This is a genomic window from Kribbella sindirgiensis (genome assembly GCF_004331435.1).
GTDB classification, from domain to species: domain Bacteria; phylum Actinomycetota; class Actinomycetes; order Propionibacteriales; family Kribbellaceae; genus Kribbella; species Kribbella sindirgiensis.
In genome coordinates this window covers 206,954-232,145 of the sequence record NZ_SJKA01000009.1, presented here as the reverse complement: position 1 = coordinate 232,145, position 25,192 = coordinate 206,954, and the positions used below count along the sequence as shown (strand labels likewise).

Annotated in this window: 17 protein-coding genes; 3 read left to right on the top strand and 14 right to left on the bottom strand. The window is 69.2% G+C overall.

Annotation, left to right across the window (positions count from 1 at the left end; translation table 11 throughout):
• Positions 1–11: 11 nt before the first annotated feature.
• Together E0H50_RS26015 and E0H50_RS26010 are read right to left on the bottom strand one after the other, a co-directional pair.
• Positions 12–1,298: an MFS transporter gene (locus E0H50_RS26015; protein ID WP_131293061.1), complete on the bottom strand. Its 1,287-nt coding sequence runs from the start codon at positions 1,296–1,298 to the stop codon at positions 12–14.
• 46 nt (positions 1,299–1,344) lie between these two features.
• The gene (locus E0H50_RS26010; RefSeq protein ID WP_131293193.1) at positions 1,345–1,683 is read right to left on the bottom strand and encodes a sterol carrier family protein; all 339 of its coding nucleotides are present in this window, start codon (positions 1,681–1,683) and stop codon (positions 1,345–1,347) included.
• An 89-nt stretch (positions 1,684–1,772) separates the two neighbouring features.
• Between E0H50_RS26010 and E0H50_RS26005 the strand changes: the two genes are divergently transcribed.
• Positions 1,773–2,402 (top strand): hypothetical protein, encoded by a 630-nt coding sequence (locus E0H50_RS26005; protein ID WP_131293059.1) that lies wholly within the window; start codon positions 1,773–1,775, stop codon positions 2,400–2,402.
• Here E0H50_RS26005 and E0H50_RS26000 read toward each other — a convergent pair.
• From E0H50_RS26000 to E0H50_RS25970, 7 genes are all read right to left on the bottom strand, one after another.
• A complete protein-coding gene (locus tag E0H50_RS26000) occupies positions 2,399–3,937 on the bottom strand; it encodes an alpha/beta hydrolase (protein ID WP_131293058.1) in 1,539 nt (512 codons plus the stop codon). The two genes, E0H50_RS26005 and E0H50_RS26000, sit on opposite strands and share 4 nt — an antisense overlap.
• Entirely contained in the window at positions 3,934–4,935 is a 1,002-nt protein-coding gene (locus E0H50_RS25995) for a PSP1 domain-containing protein (RefSeq protein ID WP_131293192.1), read from the bottom strand. The genes E0H50_RS26000 and E0H50_RS25995 overlap by 4 nt, the downstream gene beginning before the upstream one ends.
• 93 nt (positions 4,936–5,028) lie before the next feature.
• Positions 5,029–5,961, bottom strand: coding sequence for a DUF4190 domain-containing protein (locus tag E0H50_RS25990; RefSeq protein ID WP_131293056.1), 933 nt, complete (start codon positions 5,959–5,961; stop codon positions 5,029–5,031).
• 28 nt (positions 5,962–5,989) lie between these two features.
• The gene (locus E0H50_RS25985; RefSeq protein ID WP_131293054.1) at positions 5,990–6,655 is read right to left on the bottom strand and encodes a DUF4190 domain-containing protein; all 666 of its coding nucleotides are present in this window, start codon (positions 6,653–6,655) and stop codon (positions 5,990–5,992) included.
• Positions 6,656–6,791: 136 nt separating this feature from the next.
• A complete protein-coding gene (locus tag E0H50_RS25980; RefSeq protein ID WP_131293052.1) occupies positions 6,792–8,000 on the bottom strand; it encodes a DNA polymerase III subunit delta' in 1,209 nt (402 codons plus the stop codon).
• Positions 7,997–9,982: a dTMP kinase gene (gene tmk, locus E0H50_RS25975; RefSeq protein WP_131293050.1), complete on the bottom strand. Its 1,986-nt coding sequence runs from the start codon at positions 9,980–9,982 to the stop codon at positions 7,997–7,999. Before tmk ends, E0H50_RS25980 begins: the two co-directional genes overlap by 4 nt.
• Positions 9,983–10,039: 57 nt before the next feature.
• The gene (locus tag E0H50_RS25970) at positions 10,040–11,131 is read right to left on the bottom strand and encodes a pyridoxal phosphate-dependent aminotransferase (RefSeq protein WP_131293048.1); all 1,092 of its coding nucleotides are present in this window, start codon (positions 11,129–11,131) and stop codon (positions 10,040–10,042) included.
• 63 nt (positions 11,132–11,194) lie between these two features.
• Here E0H50_RS25970 and E0H50_RS25965 point away from each other — a divergent pair, with 63 nt between their 5' ends.
• Positions 11,195–12,607, top strand: a complete 1,413-nt coding sequence (locus E0H50_RS25965) for an aminotransferase-like domain-containing protein (RefSeq protein WP_131293046.1) — start codon at positions 11,195–11,197, stop codon at positions 12,605–12,607.
• 95 nt (positions 12,608–12,702) lie between these two features.
• On the opposite strand, the gene E0H50_RS25960 is transcribed toward E0H50_RS25965, so the two are convergent.
• From E0H50_RS25960 to E0H50_RS25945, 4 genes are all read right to left on the bottom strand, one after another.
• Positions 12,703–15,471: a glycoside hydrolase family 2 TIM barrel-domain containing protein gene (locus E0H50_RS25960; RefSeq protein ID WP_238151213.1), complete on the bottom strand. Its 2,769-nt coding sequence runs from the start codon at positions 15,469–15,471 to the stop codon at positions 12,703–12,705.
• Between the two features lie 243 nt (positions 15,472–15,714).
• A complete protein-coding gene (locus E0H50_RS25955) occupies positions 15,715–16,143 on the bottom strand; it encodes a Fur family transcriptional regulator (RefSeq protein ID WP_131293044.1) in 429 nt (142 codons plus the stop codon).
• Positions 16,144–16,189: 46 nt separating this feature from the next.
• Complete coding sequence (gene topA / locus E0H50_RS25950; RefSeq protein ID WP_131293042.1) at positions 16,190–18,904, bottom strand: type I DNA topoisomerase; 2,715 nt, start codon at positions 18,902–18,904, stop codon at positions 16,190–16,192.
• Between the two features lie 287 nt (positions 18,905–19,191).
• Positions 19,192–20,595, bottom strand: a complete 1,404-nt coding sequence (locus E0H50_RS25945; RefSeq protein WP_131293040.1) for an alpha/beta hydrolase — start codon at positions 20,593–20,595, stop codon at positions 19,192–19,194.
• A gap of 156 nt (positions 20,596–20,751) precedes the next feature.
• On the opposite strand from E0H50_RS25945, the gene E0H50_RS25940 reads away from it, so the two are divergent.
• Positions 20,752–24,405 carry an NPCBM/NEW2 domain-containing protein gene (locus tag E0H50_RS25940; RefSeq protein WP_131293038.1) on the top strand — a complete coding sequence of 1,218 codons (3,654 nt, stop codon included), beginning with the start codon at positions 20,752–20,754 and terminating at the stop codon, positions 24,403–24,405.
• Positions 24,406–24,448: 43 nt separating this feature from the next.
• On the opposite strand, the gene E0H50_RS25935 is transcribed toward E0H50_RS25940, so the two are convergent.
• Entirely contained in the window at positions 24,449–25,150 is a 702-nt protein-coding gene (locus tag E0H50_RS25935) for an Imm52 family immunity protein (RefSeq protein ID WP_131293036.1), read from the bottom strand.
• Between the last annotated feature and the right edge of the window lie 42 nt (positions 25,151–25,192).

Here is a 25,192-nt window from a genome sequence, read left to right as displayed (position 1 = left end):
TGGCACGAACCTTAGCCCGCCGCCCGGAGCTCCCTTTCGCGGACCGCGTGTTCGTCGGTACGGGCGTCGTACCGCCAGAACTCGCGCAGCCAGACGGACGTCGCGACCACGCCGGCGACGCACAGCACGCCGCCGCTGACGATCGCGGTCCGGACCGTGGTGAGGTCGGCGACCAGCCCGGAGCGGGCCTGACCGCCGAGCGGGCCGAGCGAGTAGCCGAGCATCTCGATCCCGGCCAGCCGGCCGCGCATCTCGTCGGGGATCGTCTGGTTCCAGATCACCGAGCGGAACAGCACGGACACCATGTCGGCCGCGCCGGCCACCGCGAAGAACACGATCGCGAACCAGATGTTCGGCGCCAGGCCGGCGATCCCGACCGCGGCGCCCCAGCCGATCGTGGCCAGCACCACCGCCCGTCCCTGGTGATGGACGTGTTTCGCCCAGCCGCTGGTCAGGCTGGCGCACATCGCCCCGATCGCCTCCGCGCTGTACAGCAGGCCGAGCAGCTTCGGTTCCTTCAGGATGTCCGTCGCGAACGCCGGGAACAGCACGATCGGCATCGCCAGGAACATCCCGACCATGTCGACCAGGTACGTCGCCAGCAGGTCCTTGCGCCGGAACGCGTACACGATGCCGCCGCCGATCGCGCGCAGACTCGGCGCCGTGGAGTGCTCGCCGGCGCGGTACGAACCCAGCCGCGTGTAGAGCAACGTCGCGAAGACGATCCCGGCCAGCTCGACCGAGAACGCCCAGGTCACGCCGACCGAACCGACCAGCACACCGCCCAGCGCCGGGCCGGCGAGTTGCCCGATCTGCGAGGTCAGTGAGCTCAGTGCGACCGCGGCCGGGATCTCCGCGTGCTTCACCACCCGCGGGAGGAGCGCCTCCCGCGACGGCCGCTGCAGCGAGGTCGCGATCGCGTTCAGTGCGCCGCAGACGTAGATCAGCCAGACCTGCGGGTTCGGGAGCAGCGTGTTCGCGACCATCAGCGCGGAGATCACGACCTGCGCGAGGCCGGTGGCGACGAGCAGCGTACGGCGTTCGACGTGATCCGCGAGCGCACCGCCGTACAGGCCGAACACGACCAGCGGGACGATCGTCACCAGGCCCATCGCGCCGACCGCGAAGTTCGAGCCGGTGAGTTGGTAGAGCTGGTACGGCAGGGCGACGTACCCGACCATGCCGCCGAGGAAGAAGATCGACCCCGCGACGAGCAGGATGCGGAAATCGCGGGAACCACGCCACGGAGTCAGATCGACGCGCAACCGGGCCAGCCGCGCGCTCAGACTTGCTGCCACCGAGTCATAGTGACAGGCCCGACCGGCCTGGACGAACCTGTTTCCGTCAGGTGAGAGGGAGCAGCGCCGAGAGGTCGGTGCGTTCGCCGCTGGCGCGGAGTTTGCCTGTCATCCGGGCGTCGGGCCAGGTGGTGCGGCCGAGCGCAACGTCGATCCACAGCCCCGGCGGCATCTCGATGACCGCGCCCGGCGTACCGCGGGTGTGCCGCGGGCCCTCGATGCACTGCACGGCGCCGTACGGCGGGATCCGCACCTCCACCGCATGGCCGGGCGCCTTCGCGACCAGGCGTTGCAACAGTTCCTTGGTGAGCAGTTTCAGGTCGGCGCGTTCCGCCGTACCGTCGTCGTAGCGTTGCAAGGCCTGCCGGAATGCGGGGTCGAACATCTCCACGACGTGCCAGCGTACGCGGCAGTTTGCGGTGACGCCCCTCTCGTCGGCGATAATCAGGCGGGAGAGAGGGAAGCGAGGTCGGGATGCTCACGCCCAGGCACCAGGCGCTGCTGATGACGCTGGCGGGAATGACCGTCGGCGTAGCCGTTTTCGGCACAGTCGTCGCCGTGAACGGTGGCAATCCGTTCACCGCCCACGACACGCCGGTGGGGATCGTGAGTCCGACGCCGTCCAGCACCCCCAGCCGCGGTGACGGGCTGCAGGCAGACGGACTCCAGTACGTCGTCCAGAACTTCGGCACCGACGACGACCCGGTGTCGTCCGAGGTCCCGACCGGGTGGAAGAGCGCGCAGAGCGGCACCCGCCCGAAGTTCGTCGACTCGACCGGCGTCTGGCAGATCCGGTTCGACACCCGGGGCAGCAAGCAGAGCCCGGACGAGCTGGTCGCGAACCGTGAGCGCAGCATCGACGAGCCCAACCTGAAGGTGCTCAGCCGCGACAACGGCACGCTGATCTACACGTACGTCGACAAGAGCCGCGGTGCCCGGATGGGTCTGTCGCGCTGGGTCTCGCTCGACGACGGCAAGACGTCAGCGGTCGAGATCACCGTCGGCGGCCGCCCGCAGGACGAGGCCGGCCTCCGCGCCGTCCTCCAGCAGGCCACCGACACCCTCAAACTCCCGGTCGACCCTGGCGACACGCGGCCCAACTAGCACTTGATGTCGGCGGCCGGGGTGTTGCCCTGGACGAGGTAGCTCTCGACGACGTTCTTCACGCACGCGTTGCCCGACAGGTACGCCGTGTGCCCGTCGCCGTCGCGGGTGACGAGGACGCCGTTCTCGAGCTGGTGCGCCAGGCCGACCGCCCACTCGTACGGCGTCGCCGGGTCGCGCGTCGTCCCGAGGACCATGATCGGCTTCGAGCCGGCCGCCTTGATCGGGTGCGGCTTGTCCGTCGGCTTCACCGGCCAGTTGATGCAGGACGCCGACGACCAGGCGATGAACTCGCCGAACCGCGGTGACGCGGCCTTGTACTCCGGCACCTCCGCCTGGAGCTGCGCGATCGAGGTGACATCCGGCCGGTCGGAACAGTTGACCGCGATCTGGGCCTCGTTCGCGTTGTCGGAGTACCCGGACGGCTTGCGGTCCGTGTACTCGTCGGCCAGCGCGAGCAGCCGCGAGCCGTTCCCGGCCAGCCCGTCGACGACGGCGTCCTCGAGCCGCGGCCAGAACTCCTTCAGATACAGCGGGTAGACCATGCCGAGGACGACCAGGGCCTGCGTGACCTGGCGCTGCCCGTCACCCGGCAGCGGATGCGCGTCGCTGTCCTTGATCAGCTTGTCGACCTTGGCCAGTACCTCGTTCTTGCTGCCGCCGAGCTTGCAGGAACGCTGCGCACAGTCCTCCGCGAACGCGTCCAGCGCCTTGTCGAAGCCCTTCGCCTGCGCCATCCCCATCTGCTGAGACGTGATCGCCGGGTCGACGGCGCCGTCCAGCACCAGCCGGCCGACGTTCTTCGGGAACAGCTCGGCGTACGTCGCACCGAGGTACGTGCCGTACGACATCCCCAGGTAGTAGAGCTGGGAGTCGCCGACGATGCCTCGCAGTACGTCGATGTCGCGGGCCGCATCCTTGGTGTTGACATGCGAGAGGAGCGCGCCGGCCCGCTGCGTGCAGGCGGCCGCGAAGGCCTTCGCGTGCTTCTCGACGTCGGCGACCTCGGCGGGCGTGTCCGGAGTCCCGTCGGCGGCGATCATCGCGTCCAGCTGCGCGGTGTCCAGGCACTTCACCGGCGTGGATTCACCGACGCCGCGCGGGTCCCAGCCGATGATGTCGAACTTGCGCAACAGCGGCGACCCGAACAGCATCGGCACCTGCGCGGCGAAGTCCTGCCCGGAGGCGCCGGGGCCGCCCGGGTTGATGAACAGCGTGCCGATCCGCCCGCCGCGGTCCTTGGCGAGCACCTTCCGGGCGCGCAGCTCAATCGTTTGCCCGGTCGGCTTCTTGTAGTCCAGCGGGACCTCGATGGTCGCGCACTGCTGGTTGGAGCCGCAGCGTTCCCAGTCCGGCTTCTGCTCGTAGAACTTCTCCAGCCCCGCCGGGATCGGCCCAACCGGCCCGCTCGGCGGGTTGCTGCCGACGCCAGGCGCCGTACCGCCGTCCGCGTCCTGCGCGCGACTCGCTACCCCACATCCGCTCGCGAGCACCGCCAGAGTTGCCACCAGTACGGTCGACCTGCGGAATCTCACTGCGCGGTTTCTCCCTCGTCGTCATGGTGCAAGCGGCGCCGGCGGCGTGGTTTCCGCGCCCGCCGCTCCTCACGGCTCTCCGTCGGCTCCGCAGGAGCTGCTTCCGGGGCGGCCGGCGCTTCCGGTACAGGCGCCTTGGCTTCCGGTACGACGGGTGCTGCGTCCGGGGTCGTCGTACCAGAGGCCTCGTACTGCTGCCGCGGCGAGCAGACGTCCGCCCTGCTGCACGCGCAACGCCGGCCCGAGGCCGCGAGCCGGACGACCACGGTGTCGCTCGGCACGTTGTGCCCGACCACCACTCCATCACCCGCGGGGGTCTCCACCGCGGTCCCGAGCGCCGGAGCCTTCGCGTTGAACTCCTGGTACAGCGGGTGCTCGTACTTCAGGCAGCACATCAGCCGGCCGCATGCGCCGGAGATCTTCAACGGATTCAGCGGCAGGTCCTGGTCCTTCGCCATCCGCACGCTGACCGGCTCGAAATCCTTCAGGAACGTCGCACAGCACAGATCCCGCCCACACGGCCCGATACCGCCCTGCAGCCGCGCCTCGTCGCGAGCACCGACCTGCCGCAACTCGATCCGCGCCCGCAGCGCCCGCGCCAGATCCCGGACGAGCTCCCGGAAATCCACCCGGTGCGGCGCCGAGAAGTACACGATCACCAACTGGTCGATATCCGGCCGCCGGTCGACGAAATCGATCCCGACCACCTTCATGGGCAGATCGTGCTCCCGGATCGTCCGCTTGGCGATCACCCGCGCATCCGCCCGCCGCTGCCGATTCTGCTCGTCCCGGTCCAGATCCGTGGCCGTCGCGATCCCCGCGCACAACGGCAGCCCGCCGACGTCCTCGGTCACGTACTGCGGCGCCCACACACACTCCGCAACCTCAGGCCCGTCGTCGGTAGGCACCAGCACCTTCTCCCCCACCCGAGGCCGAAACTCCCCCGGGTCAAGGTAGTAAAGCCGCCCATACCTCTCGAACGACACCGCCATCACCATACCCACGCCGCTAGCGTACGGGCGTTGCACAGGAAGTGGTCGCGCTACACCAGAAATAACCTGTTCACCGCCCCGGAGCGATGGGTCACGCCCCTACCGGTGGCTGTTCTTCACGCTGCCGGTGAGTTTGTCGTCGTCGGGACCGAAGGCGGCGCACAGGACGCGGTGGTCGCCGTCGTCCCAGGCTTCCTTGCTCGGTGTCCACCAGTCGAGGTACAGCTCGGACTGGTCACGTGACTTGCCCACATACGTGCCGAAGGCAGGAGCACAGGCGCGGTCGGCCGCCTTGTTGATGGCGCTGTCGCCGGGGTACGGCGTACCGGGGATCGCGGGGATCGCTACGACCTCGGCGTCGTGGGCGTCCGTGCAGGGCTGGCGGATCACCTCGTCCTCTTCGGTGGCCTCGTCGAAGCATTCGCCGACGGTCAGGTCTTCGACGTACGTGGTCGGGGCGGTGTTCGACGACCCCGGGCTCGGTGCGCTGTAGTCGTCGTCGGCGGAGGAACCGAGGACGATCACAAGCACGATCAGCAGCGTGTAGCCGAGCGTCACCAGGGAGCCCATCACCAGACCGGCGATCGCCATCCCTTTGCCTTCTTGCTTGCTGCGGTTGATCTGTACCAGCGCGGCGATGCCGAGCCCGATCGCCACCGGCGCGGACAACCCGATGACGAAGCCGCCGAGGCCGGTCACCAGCGCCGCGGTGGCCAGCCCGTTCGTCCCACCCGAGCCGCTGTACCCGTAACCGCCGTACCCATAGCCGTAGCCGTACGGCCCCGGCGCCTGACCGTACGCCGACGGATACTGCCCCGGCCCGTACCCCGGTCCGTACGGCGCCTGCCCACCTGGCGCCTGCGCGTAGGGCGACTGCCCAGGCGGCGCCCAAGACGTCCCGCCCTGCGCACGAGGCGCCTCCGGCTGTCCCGGGCGGCCGTACGTCGGGAACGCACGGGTCGGATCGTGCGGACGGTCTTGTGGCCTGTCCTGTGGTCGTTCCGGCTCCGGGCCGTACGGTGGCTGACTCACGCTACCCCCACTGATTCCCCCGCGGGCATTACCGCTGTGATCCGCGCATCGTACCTGTCAGGTGGGTCCCGGGCATGCCGACCAGACACAGGACGTTGCCGTCAGCAACCGCGCGATCGCCGAGTACGACGTAGTACATGTCCAGCTCGGACCGCTCGTACGGCGTCCCCACGAACTCCACGAACGCACCCGCGCACTGCTGGGTCGCGACCGTTCCGGTCTGCGCGGTCGACAACCCGACGAGCGCGGCCTGCACCTTCGCGTACGCCTCGCCGGTGTGCGCCACGGCGCAGTCCGCGATCCGTACCAGCCGCAGCGTCGAGGCCTCCAGGTCCGCGTCGAAGCAGCGGCCGACCTCCACCTGCGAGATCGACACGGTCTTGCCGATGCCGCGCCGGTGCTCGCCGACCAGGTTGAGGGCGACGGCGACACCGATCGCGATCACCCAGCACAGCGACACCGCCAGCGCGCCGTACGCGAGCCGTTTCCCGTGCCCGCCGGTGCGCTTGATCCGTCGCAGCGCCACCCCGGCCAGCACGACCGCGATCGGTACCAGCCCGGGCAGACTCGTCGCGAACGCGGCGACGGCGTACCCGTCCTGCCGGCCCTTCGGCGTCGGGATGCCCTCCAGCCAGGACTCAGCCGACGGCAGCGGCGGCCGCGCAGGCTGGATCGGGGAGGACGGCTGGGTCATTTGGGTCCGTTTCGCGGCAGGGTGAAGCCGGGCGGACCGCTCCGCCCAGTCACCCAGTCATCGGACCGGCTGGTCTCGGTGTTACACGTTCCGCCCACTTATCGGACGTGGCGTGATGCACGACTCAGCCCGCGACTCAGCGCTGTGGGCGCCTCGGGATCGTGAACCCGTCGCTGCGGCCCTCGAACAGGCCGATCGTCATCGCCTCGAGCGCGACCAGCGGCGCCACGTTCGCCTCGATCGCCTCGCGGCACATCGCGATCGCGTCGATCCGGCGGACGGTCTGCTCGGGCGTCGTCCGGCTGCCGAGCTGCTCGATGTTGCGGTGCAGTTCGGCGTTGATCAGTTCGCTGCCGGACCCGGTCTGCACCACCAGGACGTCGCGGTACAGCGCCATCAGGTCGACCAATGAACGGTCCAGGACGTCGCGTTCCCACCGTTTGGCGCGGGCCTTCTGCTGGTCCTCGAGCTCCTTCAGGGCGGCGTTCGCCTCGCGCGGCCGGGCGCCCTTCGTGCCGACGCCGAGCGCCTGTTCGAGCGCGGCCCGCTCCTTCTCGTCGACCTTCTCCGCGCTGCCCTTGGCCTCTTCCTTGGCCGCCTCGACCAGCCGTTGCGCCGCCTTCAGGCAGGCACCGAGATCGCGCAGCGCGAACGGCACCTCGAGCACCTTGTTCCGCCGCTCCCGCACCGCCTCGTCGCGGGCCAGCGCGCGCGCCCGGCCGATGTGCCCCTGCGCGGCGCGCGCCGCGAACCAGGCCAGATCCTGACCGATGTCGAGTGTCCGGCTCAGCATCTCCGCGACCGCGGCGACCGGCGGCGTCCGCAGCACCAGCAGGCGGCAGCGCGAACGGATCGTCGGTACGACGTCCTCGACCGTCGGCGCGCACAACACCCAGACGGTTCGCGGCGACGGCTCCTCGATGCTCTTCAGCAGCGCGTCCGCGGCCTGCTCGGTGAGGCGGTCCGCGTCCTCGACGACCATCACCTGCCAGCGCCCCTGCGTCGGGCTCATCGCGGCCCGGCGGACCAGCTCACGGACCTCGCTGACCCGGATCGACAGCAGTTCGGTGCGGATCAGCGACACATCCGGGTGCGCGCCGCTGAGCGCCGTACGGCACTCGTTGCACTCGCCGCAGCCGTTGTTCGCGCACTGCAGCGCGGCCGCGAACGCCCGGCCCGCGTTCGACCGGCCGGATCCGGGTGGTCCGGTGATCAGCCAGGCGTGCGTCATTCCGGCCACCGCGGGACCTCGCTCACCCCGCAGTACGGCGGCGGCGCCGTCGACGGCCTTCCGCAGTACGGCGACCGCGGGCCCCTGCCCGACCAGGTCGTCCCAGATACTCATAGACCCACCTTGGGAAGCATCGGTTGGAGGCGGGCGCGGATCTGTTGCGCGATGTCCTCGCGGTCCTGGGTCGCGTCGAGCACCAGGTAGTGCTGGGGTTCGGCCGCGGCGAGCTCGAGGAACGCGTTCCGCACCCGCTCGTGGAAGGCGTCGGACTGCGCCTCGATCCGGTCCCGTTCGGCGAACCGGCCGAGACCGCTCGTCGGCGGCAGGTCCAGCAGGATCGTGAGGTTCGGGCGAAGGTCGTCGGTGGCCCAGCGATTCACCCGCTCGACGTCCGACAGGTCCAGGTCCCGCCCGGAACCCTGGTACGCCAGCGCGGAGTCGACGTACCGATCGGTGATCACGACCGCGCCGGACTTCAGCGCCGGCTTGATCACCGAGTCGACGTGCTCGGCCTTGTCCGCGGCGTACAGCAGCGCCTCCGCGCGGTGCGAGATGTCACCGGTCGCCGGGTCGAGGACGATCTGTCGCAGGGTCTTCCCGAGCTCGGTCGCACCGGGCTCGCGGGTCAGCAGCACCTGCTGGCCCTGCTCCTCCAGCCACGCCACCAGGAGCGCGGACTGCGTCGACTTGCCGGCGCCCTCACCGCCCTCGAGCGCGATGAACAGGCCGGTCGTCGGATAGTCGCCCCGCGTCTTGCCGAAACTGCGCCGTACGTCGCGCCAGAACGGCACCCCCGGACGGTCGTCCATCTGCCGCCAGGCGAGCAGACCGATCACCCCGGCCAGGACCGCCGCCGCCACCATCGTCATCGAGGCACCGTTGTACGTCGCCGAACGGCCGCCGATCGTCCACGTATGCCGGCCGATCGCACCGGCCGCGAACGGCGCGATCGCCAGCGTGATCGCGAGGACCGTACGCACAGCGGACTGCACGAACGCGAACGTCCGCCCGCGGACGGCGTCCGGCACCTCGAGACCGAGCAGCGTGTACCCGGAGACCCACGAGCCGCCGGCGCAGAACCCGAGCAGGATCGCGATCATCGTGGCGATCTCGATCTGCTGGATCAGCGCCAGCCCGGCCAGGCAGATCCCCGACCCGACCAGCCCCGCCGCGAACAGCCGGCGCCGGGACAGCCCGGAGAAGATCCGCGGCGCGAACCCCATCCCGAGCGCGAGACCGCCGAACACGGCACCGAACAGCACGCCGTACCCGGGGTCGCCGGCGCCCAGTCCTTCGACGTACGTGCGACCCAAGCCGATCACGACCGCGCCGGCCGCGAACGCGCCGGAGATCCCGATCACCAGACCGCGAACCACCGGAGTGCCGGTGACGTACGACCAGCCCTCGACCATGGTCCGCCACAGCGTCGGATGGTCCTCGTGCTCGTGGATCGCACGGCCGATCTCGGCGACCGACACGATCGCCAACGCCGAGACGACGAAGGTCGCGGCGTTCACGTACACGGCCAGGTCGATGGCGAAGTCTCCGGCCCAGCGCGACACCAGCGTGATCGCGGTGAAGATGACCGCGGCCGGCAACGCCGTCCCGTACGTGGTGATCAGGCTGAGCTGGTTGGCCGCCTCGAGCCGGTGCCGGGGCACCAGGTTGGGCACGCTGGCGTCCTTGGCCGGGCCCCAGATCAGGCTGACGATCTCGATCAGCACCGTTGCCACCAGCACCCAGGTCAGCGTGCCGACGATCGGGATGCTGACGAAGAACGCGGCCCGGATCAGGTCGCCGACGATCATCGTCCAGCGCCGGTCCAGCCGGTCCGCGATCCAGCCCGCCACCGGGCCCATCACCAGCGCGGGCAGCACCCGCAGGAACAGCACGCCGCCGATCGCGAAGTTGGCCGCCTGGTAGTCGTCGCCGGCGAACGCCTTCGCCATCGCGGTCAGCGCCAGCAGGCCGATCCAGTCCCCGAGGCTGGACAGCCCGAACGCGATCCACAGCCGCCGGAACGCCCGGATCCGCAACACCGCCCGCACATCGTGCGCCGGTGCAGGATCGGTCAACGGGTCATAAACCTCCGGCACACCGCCAGCCTAGTGGGCGGGTCGGACAGGCCACCGCAGCGCATCCGGCGGCCGCTGTCAGCGGGCCGCCCGGAATGCCTCGCGGAGCGCGTCGAGCGCCGCCTTCAGGTCCTCCAGCGGCAGGAAGCCGAAGCCGAGCCGGAACACCCGCGGGTCGTCGCCGAACCAGTCCCCGTCCGCCAGCCGTACGCCGAGTTCCGCCGCCGTACGCCGGAACCGCTCGAGATCCACGTCCGTCGCCAACCGGACCACGCACAACGCCCCGGCCGACGGACGAACCCACTCCACGAGCGCGCTGTTCGCGTTCACCCAGTCCTCGGTGATGCGCAGGTTCTGTTCCAGCCAGACCCTTCGCTCGCCGAGGATCTTGTCCTCCTGCTCGAAGACCCGGACCGCCAGCGCCTCCGTGACCGGGGACGCGGTGACCACCGTGCTGAACTTCGCGGTCGTCAACTGCTCGATCAGGTCCGCATCGGTACTGATCACCCATCCGATCCGCAACCCGGCCGCCCCATGGCACTTCGACAGCGACGCGACGGACACCACCTTCGGCCCGAGCCGGAGCGCCGTGTCCACGATCGGGTCATCGCCGTACGCCGCGGTCCGATAGGTCTCGTCCACCATCAAGTACGCGTCCGGGCAGACCTCACTCATCGCATCGAGGATCTCGCGCAGGGTCTCCAGCGGGACGGCGACACCGGACGGGTTCTGCGGAGTCGCCAAGCTCACCAGCCTGGTCTGCGGCGTGAGCTGCGCACGCACCGCCTCCGGCGTGACCCGGTAGCCCTCGTCAAAGGTCAGCGGTACGGCCCGCACCGGCGCACCGACCGTGTCGAACGCGTTGCGTGTCATCGGGAACTGCGGCGCCGTCGTCACCACCTCTCCCTCCAGCAGGTAGGCGAGGAGGAAGATCCCGTGCATCCCGCCGACAGTCACGACCACGTCCTCGGGCCGTACGCCGTGCCGGTCCGCGATCGCCGTACGCAGCTTCACGTCACCCGCTGCGGTGCCGTAGCCGAGTTCGAGGTCGCCCAGTTCGGGCGTGAGCAAGTCCGCGAGCCGGAGGTCCGGGCCGTAGCTCTCACCCAGTTCGTGCCGCGGCTGCTCGGCGGTCAGGGACATGATCGGGTTTCTCGGAAAGGTCGGCATACCGCCATCGTTCTGGACGCGCGGTGGCGGATGGAGAGCCAATCCGGCAGAATTGGTTCGCAGATGAGACCAATTGAGGTAGTCGATCGCTTGGGCCGCTGGTCGTCCGGCCGCGGCCCGCTGTACGTGCTGCTCGCCGCTCGCCTGCGGCAGCTGATCGACGACGGCGAGCTGCCACCAGGCGTACTGCTGCCACCGGACCGCGCTCTGGCCGGTGCACTGGCGGTCGGCCGTACGACGGTGGTCGCTGCCTACGACCTGCTCCGGGCCGAAGGGCGCATCACACGGAAGCAGGGCAGCGGGACGCGCGTTGCCGGCGCACCTCGCAGCGGGCAGGTTGAGGACGCGCCGGTGGACCCCATCTTCCTGGACTCCTTGGAGGCCCGGGACGACGACGTACTGCTGGCCATCTGTGCCGCACCAGGTGACCCGCCGCCGCAGCTGGCGGAGGCGTTCGCCAGGATCGCGCCAGAGCTCGCCCACGTCACCGACGACATCGGGTACTACCCGTACGGCCACCCGGCGCTCCGCGAGGCGCTGGCGGATCGCTACACGGCTCGTGGCGTGCTCACTGGTCCTGAGCAGGTTCTGGTGACGAACGGCGGTCAACAGGCCCTGTCCTTGCTGGCTCACGCGCTGGTGTCCCCTGGCGACCAGGTGCTGGTCGAAGCGCCGACGTACCCGGGAGCGCTGGAGGTGTTCCGGGAGGAGGGCGCCGTACTGCGCGGTCTGCCGGTTGGACTCGAAGGGCTCGAGGCAGCGGTCCGGGAGCGGCGGCCGGCGCTTGCGTACGTGATCCCGACGTACCAGAACCCGACAGGCTCGGTGATGTCCGCACTAGCCCGTCAGCGGGTGGCCAGCGCGGGGATCCCGGTCATCGAGGACGAGGTACCGGCCGACCTCAGGTTCCCGGGCGAGGCGTTGCCCACGCCGATCGCGGCGTACGGCGACTCGGTGATCTCGATCGGCTCACTCAGCAAGAGCATCTGGGGCGGCCTGCGCATCGGCTGGATCCGCGCGGCCCCGCCCCTGATCAACCGCCTGGCCCGGCTCCGCGCAGTCCACGACCTAGGCGGCAACGTCCCGACTCAACTGGCGGCAGTCCACCTACTCCCGCTCCTGGACGGCCCCGCCCTGCACCAAACCCTCAAGACCCGCCACGACCACCTACACGCCCTCCTCGTCGAGGCGCTCCCCACCTGGCAGATCCCGACCGTCTCCGGCGGCCAGTGCCTCTGGGTCCGCCTACCGCACGGCGACGGCACCTCCTTCGCCCAGACCGCCCTCCGCCACGGCCTAGCCATCCTCCCCGGCTCAGGCCTCGACGTCACCGCCGCCAGCGACCCCTACGTCCGCCTGCATTTCCGCGCCCACCCCACCGACCTCACCGAAGCCGTCCACCGCCTGGCCCAAGCCTGGGCCGCCTACCACCCACCAACCGACCGAGTACACCCCCGCCCAACCATCGCCATCTGAGGGCGGACGTGCAGCACTCACCAACCCGGTCGCGTGGAGGCGACCGGGTTGGTGGTGAGCGTGTTGACCGAAGGTTGGTGAGTGGTGCAGGTCCGCTACGCGGTGGTGAAGCGGAGGGTGAGTTGCGCCGGGGCGGTTTTCAGTTTGTCGCGGTCGGGGAGTTTGGGGCCGCAGGCGGCGGTGCCGACGCCGGTTTGGGCCAGGTCGATCGTGACGTAGGTGGTGTCGCCGGCGACCAGGGCCGCGGCGTGGGTCGCGGTTTCGAGGTCGGCTGAGGTCCAGTCGCGGACGGTCAGGCCGAAGAGCTGGTCGACCGCCTCGATGCGCAGGCCGTCGAGGGTGGCCCAGCGGGTGTCGATGCGGTGGCCGTTCTCCTGCGGGCGGACGTACGGCGTCTGCAGTTCGGCGACCGTGGCGGAGTACTTGCCCACCGCGGCGGCCTCGCGCGTGTCGACGTACGCCTCGTTCGGGCCGGTGCCGAACCATTCGACCTGCTGGACCTTCGGGAGTTCGAAGGTGATGCCGAGTCGCGGCAGCACCTCCGGGAACAGGCCTTCCGGTACGACGCTCAACTCCAGCACCACCGCACCGTCGACAGCAGTCCAGCGCCAGGTACTGCGCAGGCCCCACTGCAACTGCGGCGGCGCGGTCCGGGTGACGACCTCCCACGCACCGTCCCGCTCACCCTGCGACACGATCCGGTGCTGCACCCGGTGCAACCCCTCCTCGCGCCACGCGGCCGCGACCCCCGGGATCGCGTCGTTGTCGATCGGCGCCCGCCAAACATCCAGCCTGGCGTTCTTCACGCCCGCGACGGTGATCCCGTCGATCCCGGCCTCACCCGCGGCCGGTGAACCGCTCACCGCAACCTCGGCGGCGGCCGGCTCGTCCAGGCGGATCTGGCCCCAGGCGATGCGGTGCCCCGCCTCGCCCCAGGCCGTCGCCTCGGTCAGCGACGCGGTCACGGTCACCCAGGTCTCGGGCTTCGATGCGTCCACGGACGGCAACTCGACAGTCACGGTCTCGCCGGGTGCGATCACCGGAACCGAGAGGGTCCCAGCGTCCACCCGCGAACCTTCGGTCTCGACGACGTAGCTGAAGCTCAGGTGGCTGGTGTCCAGGGCCTCGTAGCGGTTGGTGATCGACACGCGGTTGCCGTCAGCAACGATCCGCAGCGGCTCGATCACCTTGATGTACTCGTGCATCCCCGGCGACGGCGTCCGGTCCGGGAACAGCAGACCGTCGCAGACGAAGTTCCCGTCGTGGATCGTCTCCCCGAAGTCCCCGCCGTACGCGTAGACCTCGCGCCCGTCGATCGTCGTCCGCAGACCGTGATCGATGAACTCCCAGATGAACCCGCCCTGGCACCGCGGGTACTTCTCGAACACCTCGCGGTAGTCGAGCAGCCCACCCGGCCCATTGCCCATGGCGTGCCCGTACTCGCAGAGGATGAACGGCAGGTTCCTATAGAGACTGGAATCGGCGCCGATCTCCGCGCAGCCCTCCGGCGAGGTGTACATCCGCGAGTAGATGTCGACCCACTCGGCCTCGGTGTCGCGCTCGTAGTGCACCGGCCGCGACGGGTCGAGCTCCTTGACGAGGTCGTACATCGCCTTGAGGTTGTCGCCCATCCCGCACTCGTTGCCGAGCGACCACAGCACGATCGACGGGTGGTTCTTGTCGCGGTGCACGGTACGGCGCATCCGCTCGACCATGTCGTCGCGGAACCGCTCGTCCATCACCGGGTTCGGCAGCTTCGGCGGCTGCGGCTCGTACCCGAACCCGTGGGTCTCCAGGTCGCACTCGTCGACCACGTACAGCCCGTACTCGTCGCACAGCGACAGGAAGTGCGGGTGCGGCGGGTAGTGGCTGGTGCGGACCGCGTTGATCCCGGCCCGCTTCATGATCAGTACGTCGTCCAGCATGTCCTGCTCGGTCAGCGACCGCCCCCGGTCGGGGTGGAACTCGTGCCGGTTGACGCCGTTGAACAGCACCCGGTTGCCGTTGACCGTGAAGATCCCATCCACGATCGCGACCGTCCGGAAACCGATCCGCAGTCGCACGTCACCACCCGCGGTCCGCAGTACGGCGTCGTACAACCGCGGCACCTCCGCACTCCACGGCTGCACACCCTCGACGCGCACATGCTCACCCGTCGGCACCTCGAGACCCAGCTCATCCACGACAACAGTGCCCGGTACGTCGGACTCGACCAGCAGCGTGCCGGCGCCGTCGAGGTGGTCCCACGCCGCCTTCACGAAGACATCGGTCGGCGCGTCCGGACGCAGCGCGAGCAGGTTGACCTCGCGGAAGATCCCGGACAGCCACCACATGTCCTGATCCTCGAGGTACGAACCGGTCGACCACTGGTGCACCCGCACCGCGATCCGCGCTTCCTTGCCCGGAGCAACCAACGAGGTGACGTCGAACTCCGACGGCAGCCGCGACCCGGACGACCAGCCGACCTGCTCACCGTTCACGTACACCGCGAACCGCGAGTCCACACCCTCGAACCGGAGCACGATCCGGGCGCCGTCGAAGTCCGCCGGCACCGTCACGGTCCGGACGTAGTCGCCCGTCGGGTTGTCGGTCGGCACGTACGGCGGCTCGAGCGGGAACGGGTAGACCACGTTCGTGTACGCCGGCGCGCCGTACCCGTTCAGCTGCCAGTGGCCCGGCACCGCGATGGTGTCCCACCCGGAGGTGTCCGGGTCCTTCAGGTCGTCCGGCGCGTCCGCCACGGTCGGGGACAGCCGGAAGCTCCAGTCACCCGACAGCGGCAGCCTGCCCGAGTCGTCGTCCAGCCACGAGCGCGGGGGCAGCACGTTGGCCCCGGAAGCAAAGTCCTCGACGTAGTCAGTCACAAAAGTCGACCCTAAGCCCTAGCTGCTCACAACTCCACACCGATCAACAGATATGGACAGCCTCGACCGATTCAGGCCACAACCGGCACGGGTAGGCAGGACAACCCGAAAGCAATCAGTCGGCAGCTCGACAGGAGGTGCCGGCATCGGCGGCCGCACCGCGCGCTCAGCCGACCGTCGGGTCGAGCGCAGTGGAGGTATACGTACTGTCGAGCTGCCGATCCGGGACGCTTCCCTGCACTGTCAGTGGCAGTTGTTGCAGGTGCCTACCAGGGCAACCTGCTCGGGGGCCAGGTGGAAGCCGAGGTCCCGGGCGAGTTTCTTGCGGGCGGACTCGAGGATGTCGCCGGGGGCGTCGTAGACCGTGCCGCACTCGGAGCAGCGCAGGTGCAGGTGGCGCGGGGCGAGGTCGCCGGCCAGGTGGTAGGTCGTGCCGGCGCGACCAAGGTGCACGTGCGTGACGAGGCCGAACTCACCGAGCGCGTCGAGCGCTCGGTAGACAGTCGCGCGGTGGATCCCCGGGCGGAGCTGTTCGGCGCGCTCGCCGATCTGCTCGGCGCTCAGGTGCTCCTCGGTGCCCGCGAGCACCTCGACCACCGCGAGCCGGGCCGGGGTCACCCGCTCACCCCGCTCCCGCAGCCGCTGCGCGCTGACCTCGACCGCACTCGTCACAGGCGCTCCTTTGCAATCGAGCTTCAGCTACCGAGCCGTCACCCGGTCAGCTCTTCTTCGCCGGGGCCTTCTTGGCGGTCGTCTTCTTGGTCGTCGCCTTCTTGGCAGCGGTCTTCTTGGCGGCGGTCTTCTTGGCCGCCGTCTTCTTCGCGGCCGTGGTCTTCTTCGCAGCGGTCTTCTTGGCGGCGGTCTTCTTCGCCGGACGCTTCACCGGACCGCGGGCGCGCTTCTCCGCCAGCAGCTCGGCCGCGCGGAGCAGCGAGATGGTCTCCACCGAGTCGTCCTTGCGGAGCGTCGCGTTCGTCTCCCCGTCGGTGACATAGGGACCGAAGCGGCCCTCCTTCACCACCACCGGCTTCTTCGACTCCGGGTCCTCGCCGAGCTCCTTCAGCGGCGGCGCGGCGGCCCGCCGGCCCCGCTGCTTCGGCTCGGAGTAGATCGCCAGCGCCTCCTCGAGCGTGATGTCGAACATCTGCTCCTCGGACGACAGCGACCGCGAGTCCGTGCCCTTCTTCAGGTACGGCCCGTAGCGCCCGTTCTGCGCGGTGATCTCGTCACCGGACTCCGGGTCCTTCCCGACCACGCGCGGCAGCGACAGCAGCTTCATCGCGTCGTCGAGCCCGATCGACTCCAGCGTCATCGACTTCAGCAGCGACCCGGTCCGCGGCTTCGCGCTCTTCGGCGCGTCCTCGGGCAGCACCTCGGTCACGTACGGCCCGAACCGCCCGGCCTTCGCGACCACCTTCAGGCCGGTGTCCGGCGCGTTGCCGAGCTCGTGCTCGACACCCGACGGCTGCTCCAGCAGCTCCTTGGCCTTGTCGACGGTCAGCTCGTCCGGCGGCAGGTCCTCGGGCACGTTCGCGCGCCGCTCGTCCTTGTCCTCGACGTACGGCCCGTACCGCCCGACGCGGACGACGATCCCGCTGTCGGCGGCACCGACCGGGAACGTCGACATCTCCCGGGCGTCGATGTCGCCCAGGTCGGTGACCATCGACTTCAGGCCTTCGAGGTCGTCGTCGCCGAAGTAGAACCGGGACAGCACGCCCTCACGCTGCAGGTCACCGGCCGCGACCTCGTCGAGCACGTCCTCCATCGTCGCGGTGAACGCGTAGTCCACCAGCCGGGTGAAGTGCTCCTCGAGCAGCCGGACGACCGCGAACGCCAGCCAGGCCGGAACCAGCGCCTGGCCCTTCTTGTAGATGTACTTGCGGGCCTGGATCGTGCCGATGATCGACGCGTACGTCGACGGCCGCCCGATCTCCCGCTCTTCCAGCTCCCGGATCAGCGTCGCTTCCGTGAACCGCGCCGGCGGCTTCGTCTCGTGCCCCGAGGCGAGCACCTCGAGCGCGGGCAGGATGTCGCCCTCCTCGACGTTCGGCAGCCGGGTCTCCTGGTCGTCGGTGCCCGCGGACGGGTCGTCCGCGCCCTCGACGTACGCCTTGAGGAACCCGTGGAACGTGATCACCCGGCCGGACGACGTGAACTCGCACTGCTCGCCGGTGGCCGCGGTCGCGTCGATCTTGATCGACACGCTGTTCCCGGCGGCGTCCTTCATCTGGGACGCGATCGTCCGCATCCAGATCAGTTCGTAGAGCCGGAACTCGGCGCCGCTCAGACCGGTCTGCGCCGGAGTCTGGAAGGTCTCACCGGCCGGCCGGATCGCCTCGTGCGCCTCCTGGGCGTTCTTCACCTTGGAGGTGTAGACGCGCGGCTTGTCCGGCAGGTACGACGCGCCGTACAGCTCGCGGACCTGGGCCCGGGCCGCGGTGATCGCGGTGTCCGACAGCGTGACGCTGTCGGTACGCATATAGGTGATGTTGCCGTTCTCGTAGAGCCGCTGGGCGACCTGCATGGTCTGCGACGCGGACATGCCGAGCTTGCGGCCGGCCTCCTGCTGCAGCGTGGTGGTCCGGAACGGCGCGTACGGCCGGCGGGTGTACGGCTTGGACTCGATCGACCGGACGGTGAACTGCGAGTCGCGCAGCGCGGACGCCAGCGCGGTCGCCGTCTGCTCGTTCAGGTGGACCGTGTTCGCGCCCTTGAGCTCACCGGTCGAGCTGAAGTCGCGGCCCTGGGCCACCCGCTTGCTGTCCACCGAGACCAGGCGGGAACCGAACTGCCGCGGCGTCCGGCTCTCACCGGCGTCGAGGGTCGCGTCGAGGTCCCAGTACGACGCGCTGCGGAAGGCGATCCGCTCACGCTCGCGGTCCACCACCATCCGGATCGCGACCGACTGCACCCGGCCCGCCGACAGCTTCGGCATGACCTTCTTCCACAGCACCGGGGAGACCTCGTACCCGTACAACCGGTCCAGGATCCGGCGCGCCTCCTGGGCGTCGACGAGCGCCTCGTCGATGTCCCGGGCGTTGCCGACCGCGTCCTGGATCGCCTTGGGGGTGATCTCGTGGAACACCATCCGGCGGACCGGGACCTTCGGCTTCAGTTCCTCCAGCAGGTGCCAGGCGATCGCCTCGCCCTCGCGGTCCTCATCTGTGGCCAGGAAGAGCTCGTCGGCGCCCTTGAGCAGGTCCTTGAGCTTGCGGATCTGGGCCTTCTTGTCGGCGGGCACGACGTACAGCGGGTCGAAGTGGTCCTCGACGTTGACGCCGAGCCGGGCCCATGGGAGGCCCTTGTACTTGGCGGGGATCTCGTCCGCCCCGCTCGGCAGGTCGCGGATGTGGCCGAAGCTGGACTCCACCACGTACCCGGACCCCAAGAAACCGGCGATCATCCGCGCCTTCTTGGGCGACTCGACGATCACCAAACGGGTCCCTGCGGCTGTCTTCGTGCCTGCTGCCCCTGCCACTGCGCTCCCTACTCTCGTCCTGCCGACAACGCCCCTACTCCGTCGTCTGTTCCCCCGGGCACAGACCGACCCCGCCCGAGGACAGAGTACGGCCGACGGCAACGCATTTCTCAACGCACGGTAACCGCTGCGGCCCCCTTTATGCCTCTCAGGGTTCCAGAAAGTGGCGAACAACCCATCGTCACCGCGAGTCGCGAGACTGCCACAGACCGCCCTGGGGCGCCTAACGAGAGTACGCCGTCTCAGCGCGTGAACCGGACCTCGGGGAATTTCGCGGAGTCTCCGCGCAGCAGAAGAGACGGGCGCCGGCGCAGCGTCTGGTCGAAGAACGCGGCAATGTACTCACGCTGGGCCAGCACGCTGCGGGCCGGCTTGGCGCTGCCCACCAGCGCCTTCATCACCGACGTGATGATCGGGTCCTCGCCGTAGATGTCGTGGAACAGCTGGGAGAAGACGAACTGATAGTCGGTGAACGCCCGCTGCTTCGTGCTCGCCAGCGTCAGGTTCAGCTTCTCGCCACGCTGCGCGGCCCAGAAACTCGCCCATGACTTGTCGTAGTACTCCCCGCCCGGATCGGTCCGCTGCGTCTCGGCCGAGCCGAACAGCAGGAACGGCCGGTCCAGCCCCTTCTCCGCGACCTCGCCGAGCGGTCCCTTCAGCCGGTCGTCCTGCAACGTGCCGTCCAGGTCGAGTCCGGCCAGGATGCGCTCGTCCTCGAGCATCGTGTTCGCAGCCGTGTACCCACCGAGCGCGAACCCGAACATGCCGACCTTGCGCAGGTCCAGCCCGTCCGCCAGCCCGCCGGGGAGGTCCTTGCCCTCGGCATCGATGTTCTCGCCGCCGGCGAGCCGCTCCAGCTGGTCCAGGACGAACCGCGCGTCCGCGGTCCGGGTCTCGACCGCCTTCCGGATGTCCTCCGGATCGGCCGGCTCCTCGGTCGACGCACCGGGCAGGAACCGCCCGCCCGGGAACTCCACCGGCGTCTCGTGCGAGTGGTCCATCGTCACCACGACGTACCCGCGGCCGGCCAGATCCTCCACCTGCGCGGTGTTCACGAACCGGCTGTACTGGTAGCCGGGTGAGAACAGTACGACGGGATGCCGCAGGCGCTGCATCGGTACGTCGACGCGCGCATGCGTGTCGGTGTTCGCGAAATCGAACGACCCGCTCGGCAGGGCGAGCCCGTAGTCGCCCGTCCACGTCTCGTCGACCTCGACGGCGGTCCTCGGCGGCATGTACTTCGCGAGCGGCGCTTGGCCGAACATGCCCGCCGGGTACCAGAGGCTGATCATCAACTCCCGCTGCCCGCTCGGCATGCTCGGGTCCGGCCTGGACCTGTCGATCAGGTGGATGGCGGTCGTCCCGAGCGCCTTGCGTCCGGTCGGCTGGGGCAGCCGGAACTTCACCGGGTGGAAATCGGGATCGCCCTGGGGGCGGAGCCGCCCGGCGCGGGCGGGGTCCAGCAGGTCAGCCGTCATGGCGTCGGGGTCGACGGGGCGGGCCTGGGCCACGCCCGTGAGTCCCGCCGTCAGCCCCGCCGTGAGCCCCGTCGCCAGACCGGTTGCCAGGCCGGCTCGCAGGAGGTGCCGCCTGGTGAGATTGGGACTGCTGGGACTGTTGGGGCTGCTGGGACGAAAATTCGTCATGCGACTCATCGTCATCGCGGAGTTTCACTCCGTGATAGCGACACCGTCTCAACTTGATGAAGCTGACCTGATGACAATCCGCGGCCGCTGGGTTTCAATGTGCGCATCTTGTTCATTGATGCGTGAAGTGAGGCAGTCGTGAGCATCTTTGTCCGCATGAAACGTTCAGTAGTCGCACTAGCTCTCTTAGCAGGCGCACTCGTGTACACCGCCGCTCCCGCGCAGGCCGCCGCCACCACGCTCGGTGACGTGACCGGGTTCGCGGCCGACAAAGCGGCGTACGCCCTCAGCGCCGGCGCGGCGAAGGTGCGAGTGGTGTTCCTGAAGGACGACGTCTTCCGGCTGTGGATGGCGCCGGACGGGAACTTCACCGACCCGGCGAACACCCCACCCACCGATCCGGACGCCCCCGCGTCCAACATCGTCACCAAGACCGACTACGGGACCTCGCGGACGACCTGGCGGGACCGCGGCGCGTACTACTCGCTGAGCACCGGCAAGATCGAGGTGCGCGCGCAGAAGAAGCCGCTGAAGTTCTCGGTCTACCGCTCGAACGGTCAACTGGTGTGGTCCGAGGCGGCGCCGCTGTCCTGGACCGACACATCCGCCACGCAGACCCTCGGCCGCGGCGCCAACGAACAGTTCTTCGGCGGCGGCATGCAGAACGGTCGCTTCTCGCACCGCGACCAGACCATCAAGATCTCGCGAGACTTCAACTGGGAGGACGGCGGCAACCCGAACGCCTCGCCGTACTACATGAGCACCGCGGGGTACGGCGTACTCCGGAACACGTTCAGCCCGGGTAGTTACAACTTCACTAGTCCGGTTGTCACTACGCACGACGAGCAGCGGTTCGACGCCTACTACTTCATCGGCGACCTGAAGACCTCGCTCGACCGCTACACCGAGCTCACCGGCCGGCCGTTCATGCCGCCGATCTACGGACTCGAGTACGGCGACTCGGACTGCTACAACCGTGGTCACTACGCGACGGATCCGGACCCCAGCAACGACTGGAAGGTCAACCCGGACAAGGTGACGACACTGGACGCGGTCAAGGTCGCGCAGCGGTTCAAGGACGAGGACATGCCCGGCGGCTGGATGCTCGTCAACGACGACTACGGCTGCGGATACTCCGCCAACACCGAGTCCGAGCAGGTCGACGGCACCTGGTGGGGCAAGCGGGACATCCCGGCGCTGAAGCAGGCCGGTGACGACCTGCGGGCGCGGAACATCCAGATGGGTCTGTGGACGCAGTCGAACCTGGACCGGCAGCCGGCCGAGGTAGGCGAGGCAGGTGTCCGCGTCCGGAAGCTCGACGTCGCGTGGGTCGGTCCGGGGTACCGGTACGCACTGACTGCCTGTGACACCGCGCACGACGGGATCGAGCAGTACAGCAACGCCCGCGGGTTCGCATGGATGGTCGAAGGCTGGGCCGGCGCGCAGCGGTGTGCGGTGCAGTGGACCGGTGACCACAGCGGTTCGCTCGACGCCATCAAGTGGCAGATCCCGGCGATCACCGGGTCCGGCAACTCCGGCATCGCCTACAGCGCGGGCGATGTGGACGGGATCTTCGGCGGCTCCCCGACGTCGTACGTGCGGGACCTGCAGTGGAAGGTGTTCAACCCGGCGTTCATGACGATGTCCGGCTGGTCGACCCCGGCGTACAAGCAGCCGTGGGCGTACGGCGATCCGTACACCTCGATCAACCGCAAGTACCTGAAACTGCGGGAGCGGCTGCTGCCGTACTTCTACACGTACGCCGCCGAGGCGCACCGGACCGGCGCACCGCTGAACCGGTCGCTGGTGCTGGAGTACCCGAACGACCCGCGCACCTGGGACGACACGACCAAGTACGAGTTCCTGGCCGGCAAGGAGTTCCTGGTCGCGCCGATGTACGGCGCGGACGAGGTGAAGAACGGGATCTACCTGCCCGCCGGCCGGTGGATCGACTACTGGACGGGCCGCGTCCACCAGGGCCCGACGACCGTGAACGGGTACCACGCGCCGCTCGACACGCTGCCGCTGTTCGTGAAGGCGGGCGCGGTCGTGCCGATGTGGAAGTCCGGCATCAACACCGCCGCCGAGCAGAAGCCCGGCGACCCGATCAGCGTCGACATCTACCCGTCCGGGAAGTCGTCGTTCTCGATGTACGAGGACGACCGCGTGACCCGATCGACCAAGTCGGCCACGCAGACGTTCGCCGTCGACGCACCGACCCAGGGCCGCGGCGACATCACCGTCAAGATCGGCGCCAGCGTCGGTTCGTACGACAGCAAGCCAACCGCACGCCCGTACGAGCTCACGCTCCACACCGGCAGCGCTCCGCACACCGTCCTGGTCGACGGCAAGACGGTCAAGTGGACCTACTCCGACGGAGTGATTCGAGTCCAGACCGCCTCGATCCCGACGTCCCGCAGCGCCGTCGTCCAACTCATCGGCACGTCCGCGGTCGGTGGACCCGACGTCACGAACACCTTCGGGACCCCCGAGCTCACCACGCCGTCGCTGTGGAACGCTCCGGGCCAGGCGACCGAGCTGACCGCATCGTTCCGCAACGGCACCACGACAACGGTCCGCGATGTGCGGCTCGACGTCCAGGTACCGGCCGGCTGGTCGGTCAGCGGCCAGAACACGTTTTCCGCCGTTTCCCCGGGGCAGACCGTGACGACGAAGCTGCAGGTCACCCCCGGAGCGGACGTGAAACCCGCGAGCTTCACGCTGACGTTGCGGGCGTCGTACGTTGCTCAAGGCAAGAGTTATGTGAACACCTCGACCGGTACGGCGCAGCTGCCGTACGCCTCGGTGTCGCAGGCCGCGAACGTGGTCGGCGTGAGCGACGCATCGACGTACCAGCAAGGAAACTTCGACGGGTCGGGCAACAGCTTCAACGGTGAGGCGCTGGCGGCGGCCGGGTACACGCCTGGCGCGACCGTGAACGTCCAGGGTGCCGACTTCACCTGGCCGAGCGGGGCGCCCGGTACGCCGAACCTGGTGAAGAACCAGTCGGCTCCGATCCTCGTGTCGGGAACGGGATCGCATCTGGCGCTGCTGGGCGCCGGCGCGAGCCTGAACGCCCGCGGAACGGTGACGATCATCTACACCGACGGATCGACGTCCGAGGGCACGTTCCAGTTGCCGAACTGGTGCTGCCAGGACCCGACGACGGGCGGCGCGAAGCTGGCCGTGGCGGTCAAGGGCCGGTACACGGCCGCCGGGTTGAGCAACACGACCACGGACTACCGGGTGTTCTACACCGCCGTACCGCTCGATCCCGGGAAGACCGTGAAGGCGGTCAAGCTGCCGGGTGGCGGACTGGGCTTCTTCGCGGCCACGATCGCCGACAAACCGTTGCCATCGGCACCTACCGGGGAGAACTGGGTCAGCGACCTGGAATTCCTTGACTCCACCAACGGGTGGGGCCCGGTCGAACGCGACCACAGCAACGGTGAGGACGCGGCCGGCGACGGCGGGCCGATCACGCTCGACGGCGTCCAGTACGCCAAGGGCCTGGGCGCGCACGCCCCCTCGTCGGTGAGCGTCCGCCTCGGCGGCAACTGCACCAGCTTCACCAGCAAACTGGGCATCGACGACGAAATGGAGGACCGCGGCAAGGTCACCTTCAAGGTCCTGACCGACGGCACCGCCCGTTACACATCGGACCAACTCACCGGCACCTCACCGACCGCCACCACCACGGTCGACGTCACCGGCGCCCAAACCCTCACCCTCCAGGTCACCGACGGCGGCGACGGCAACACCAGCGACCACGGCGACTGGGCCGACGCCAAACTCACCTGCAACCCGTAGTGAATGAGCAGGGCGCGCTCTTCACGGAGCGCGCCCTGTCCGCTCAGAACTTGCTGCGAGAAGTCGGCGTCGCCGCGAAGGCCGCGCTGGACGTGAGGTCCCTCGCGAACTCGCCGGCCTGGTCCTCGGACAGGAAACCGTTCCCCTCGCCGGAGCCGATGACGACGCCGGCCTCGAGGCTCAGCAGGTGCTTCTCCAATCCACCCGGCAAGACCTGCGCCCTCCCCTCCGAGAGGTAGGTCAGGTACCCGACCTTCGGACCCGGCGTTCCGCGAGGCTGCACCTCGGCCAGAGCGTCCATGAGAGACCTCGACGTCACGGCGGCCCAGTCCGGATCCCATGCAGCGACAAGGTGGCGGAGAATCGGAACTGCGAGCGGCTCGTCGTCGGCTGCACGCCACTTCACCAAGAACGCGTTGTGCACGTTCGGTGAGTCCGAGTATCCCCCGACGCCCATCGTGATCCTCAGCTGTCCAGCTGTTGCGCCGCGCGCATCGTACGCCTGATGGATCCCGAGATGCGGGGCGTCCGTGTTCTCGCCGAAAGCGTCGGTGATCACCTGCCGAGCGCTCGCCGGCTCGGTGAGCAACTTCCCCGGAAGGGCGTGCGACGACCACGGGAGCGGCTCCCCGACCACCTCGTCCAAAGCCGCCAGGAACGCCACCAACCTCTCGGCAACCTGATCCGGCGACTCCCGCCTCGGTCCCCAGAATCCCCGCGCTATCAGCAGGTCGTTCACTGTCATCACCCTGTCCCCGCTCCTCGTCGTCGCCCCCGAAGTCTGCCA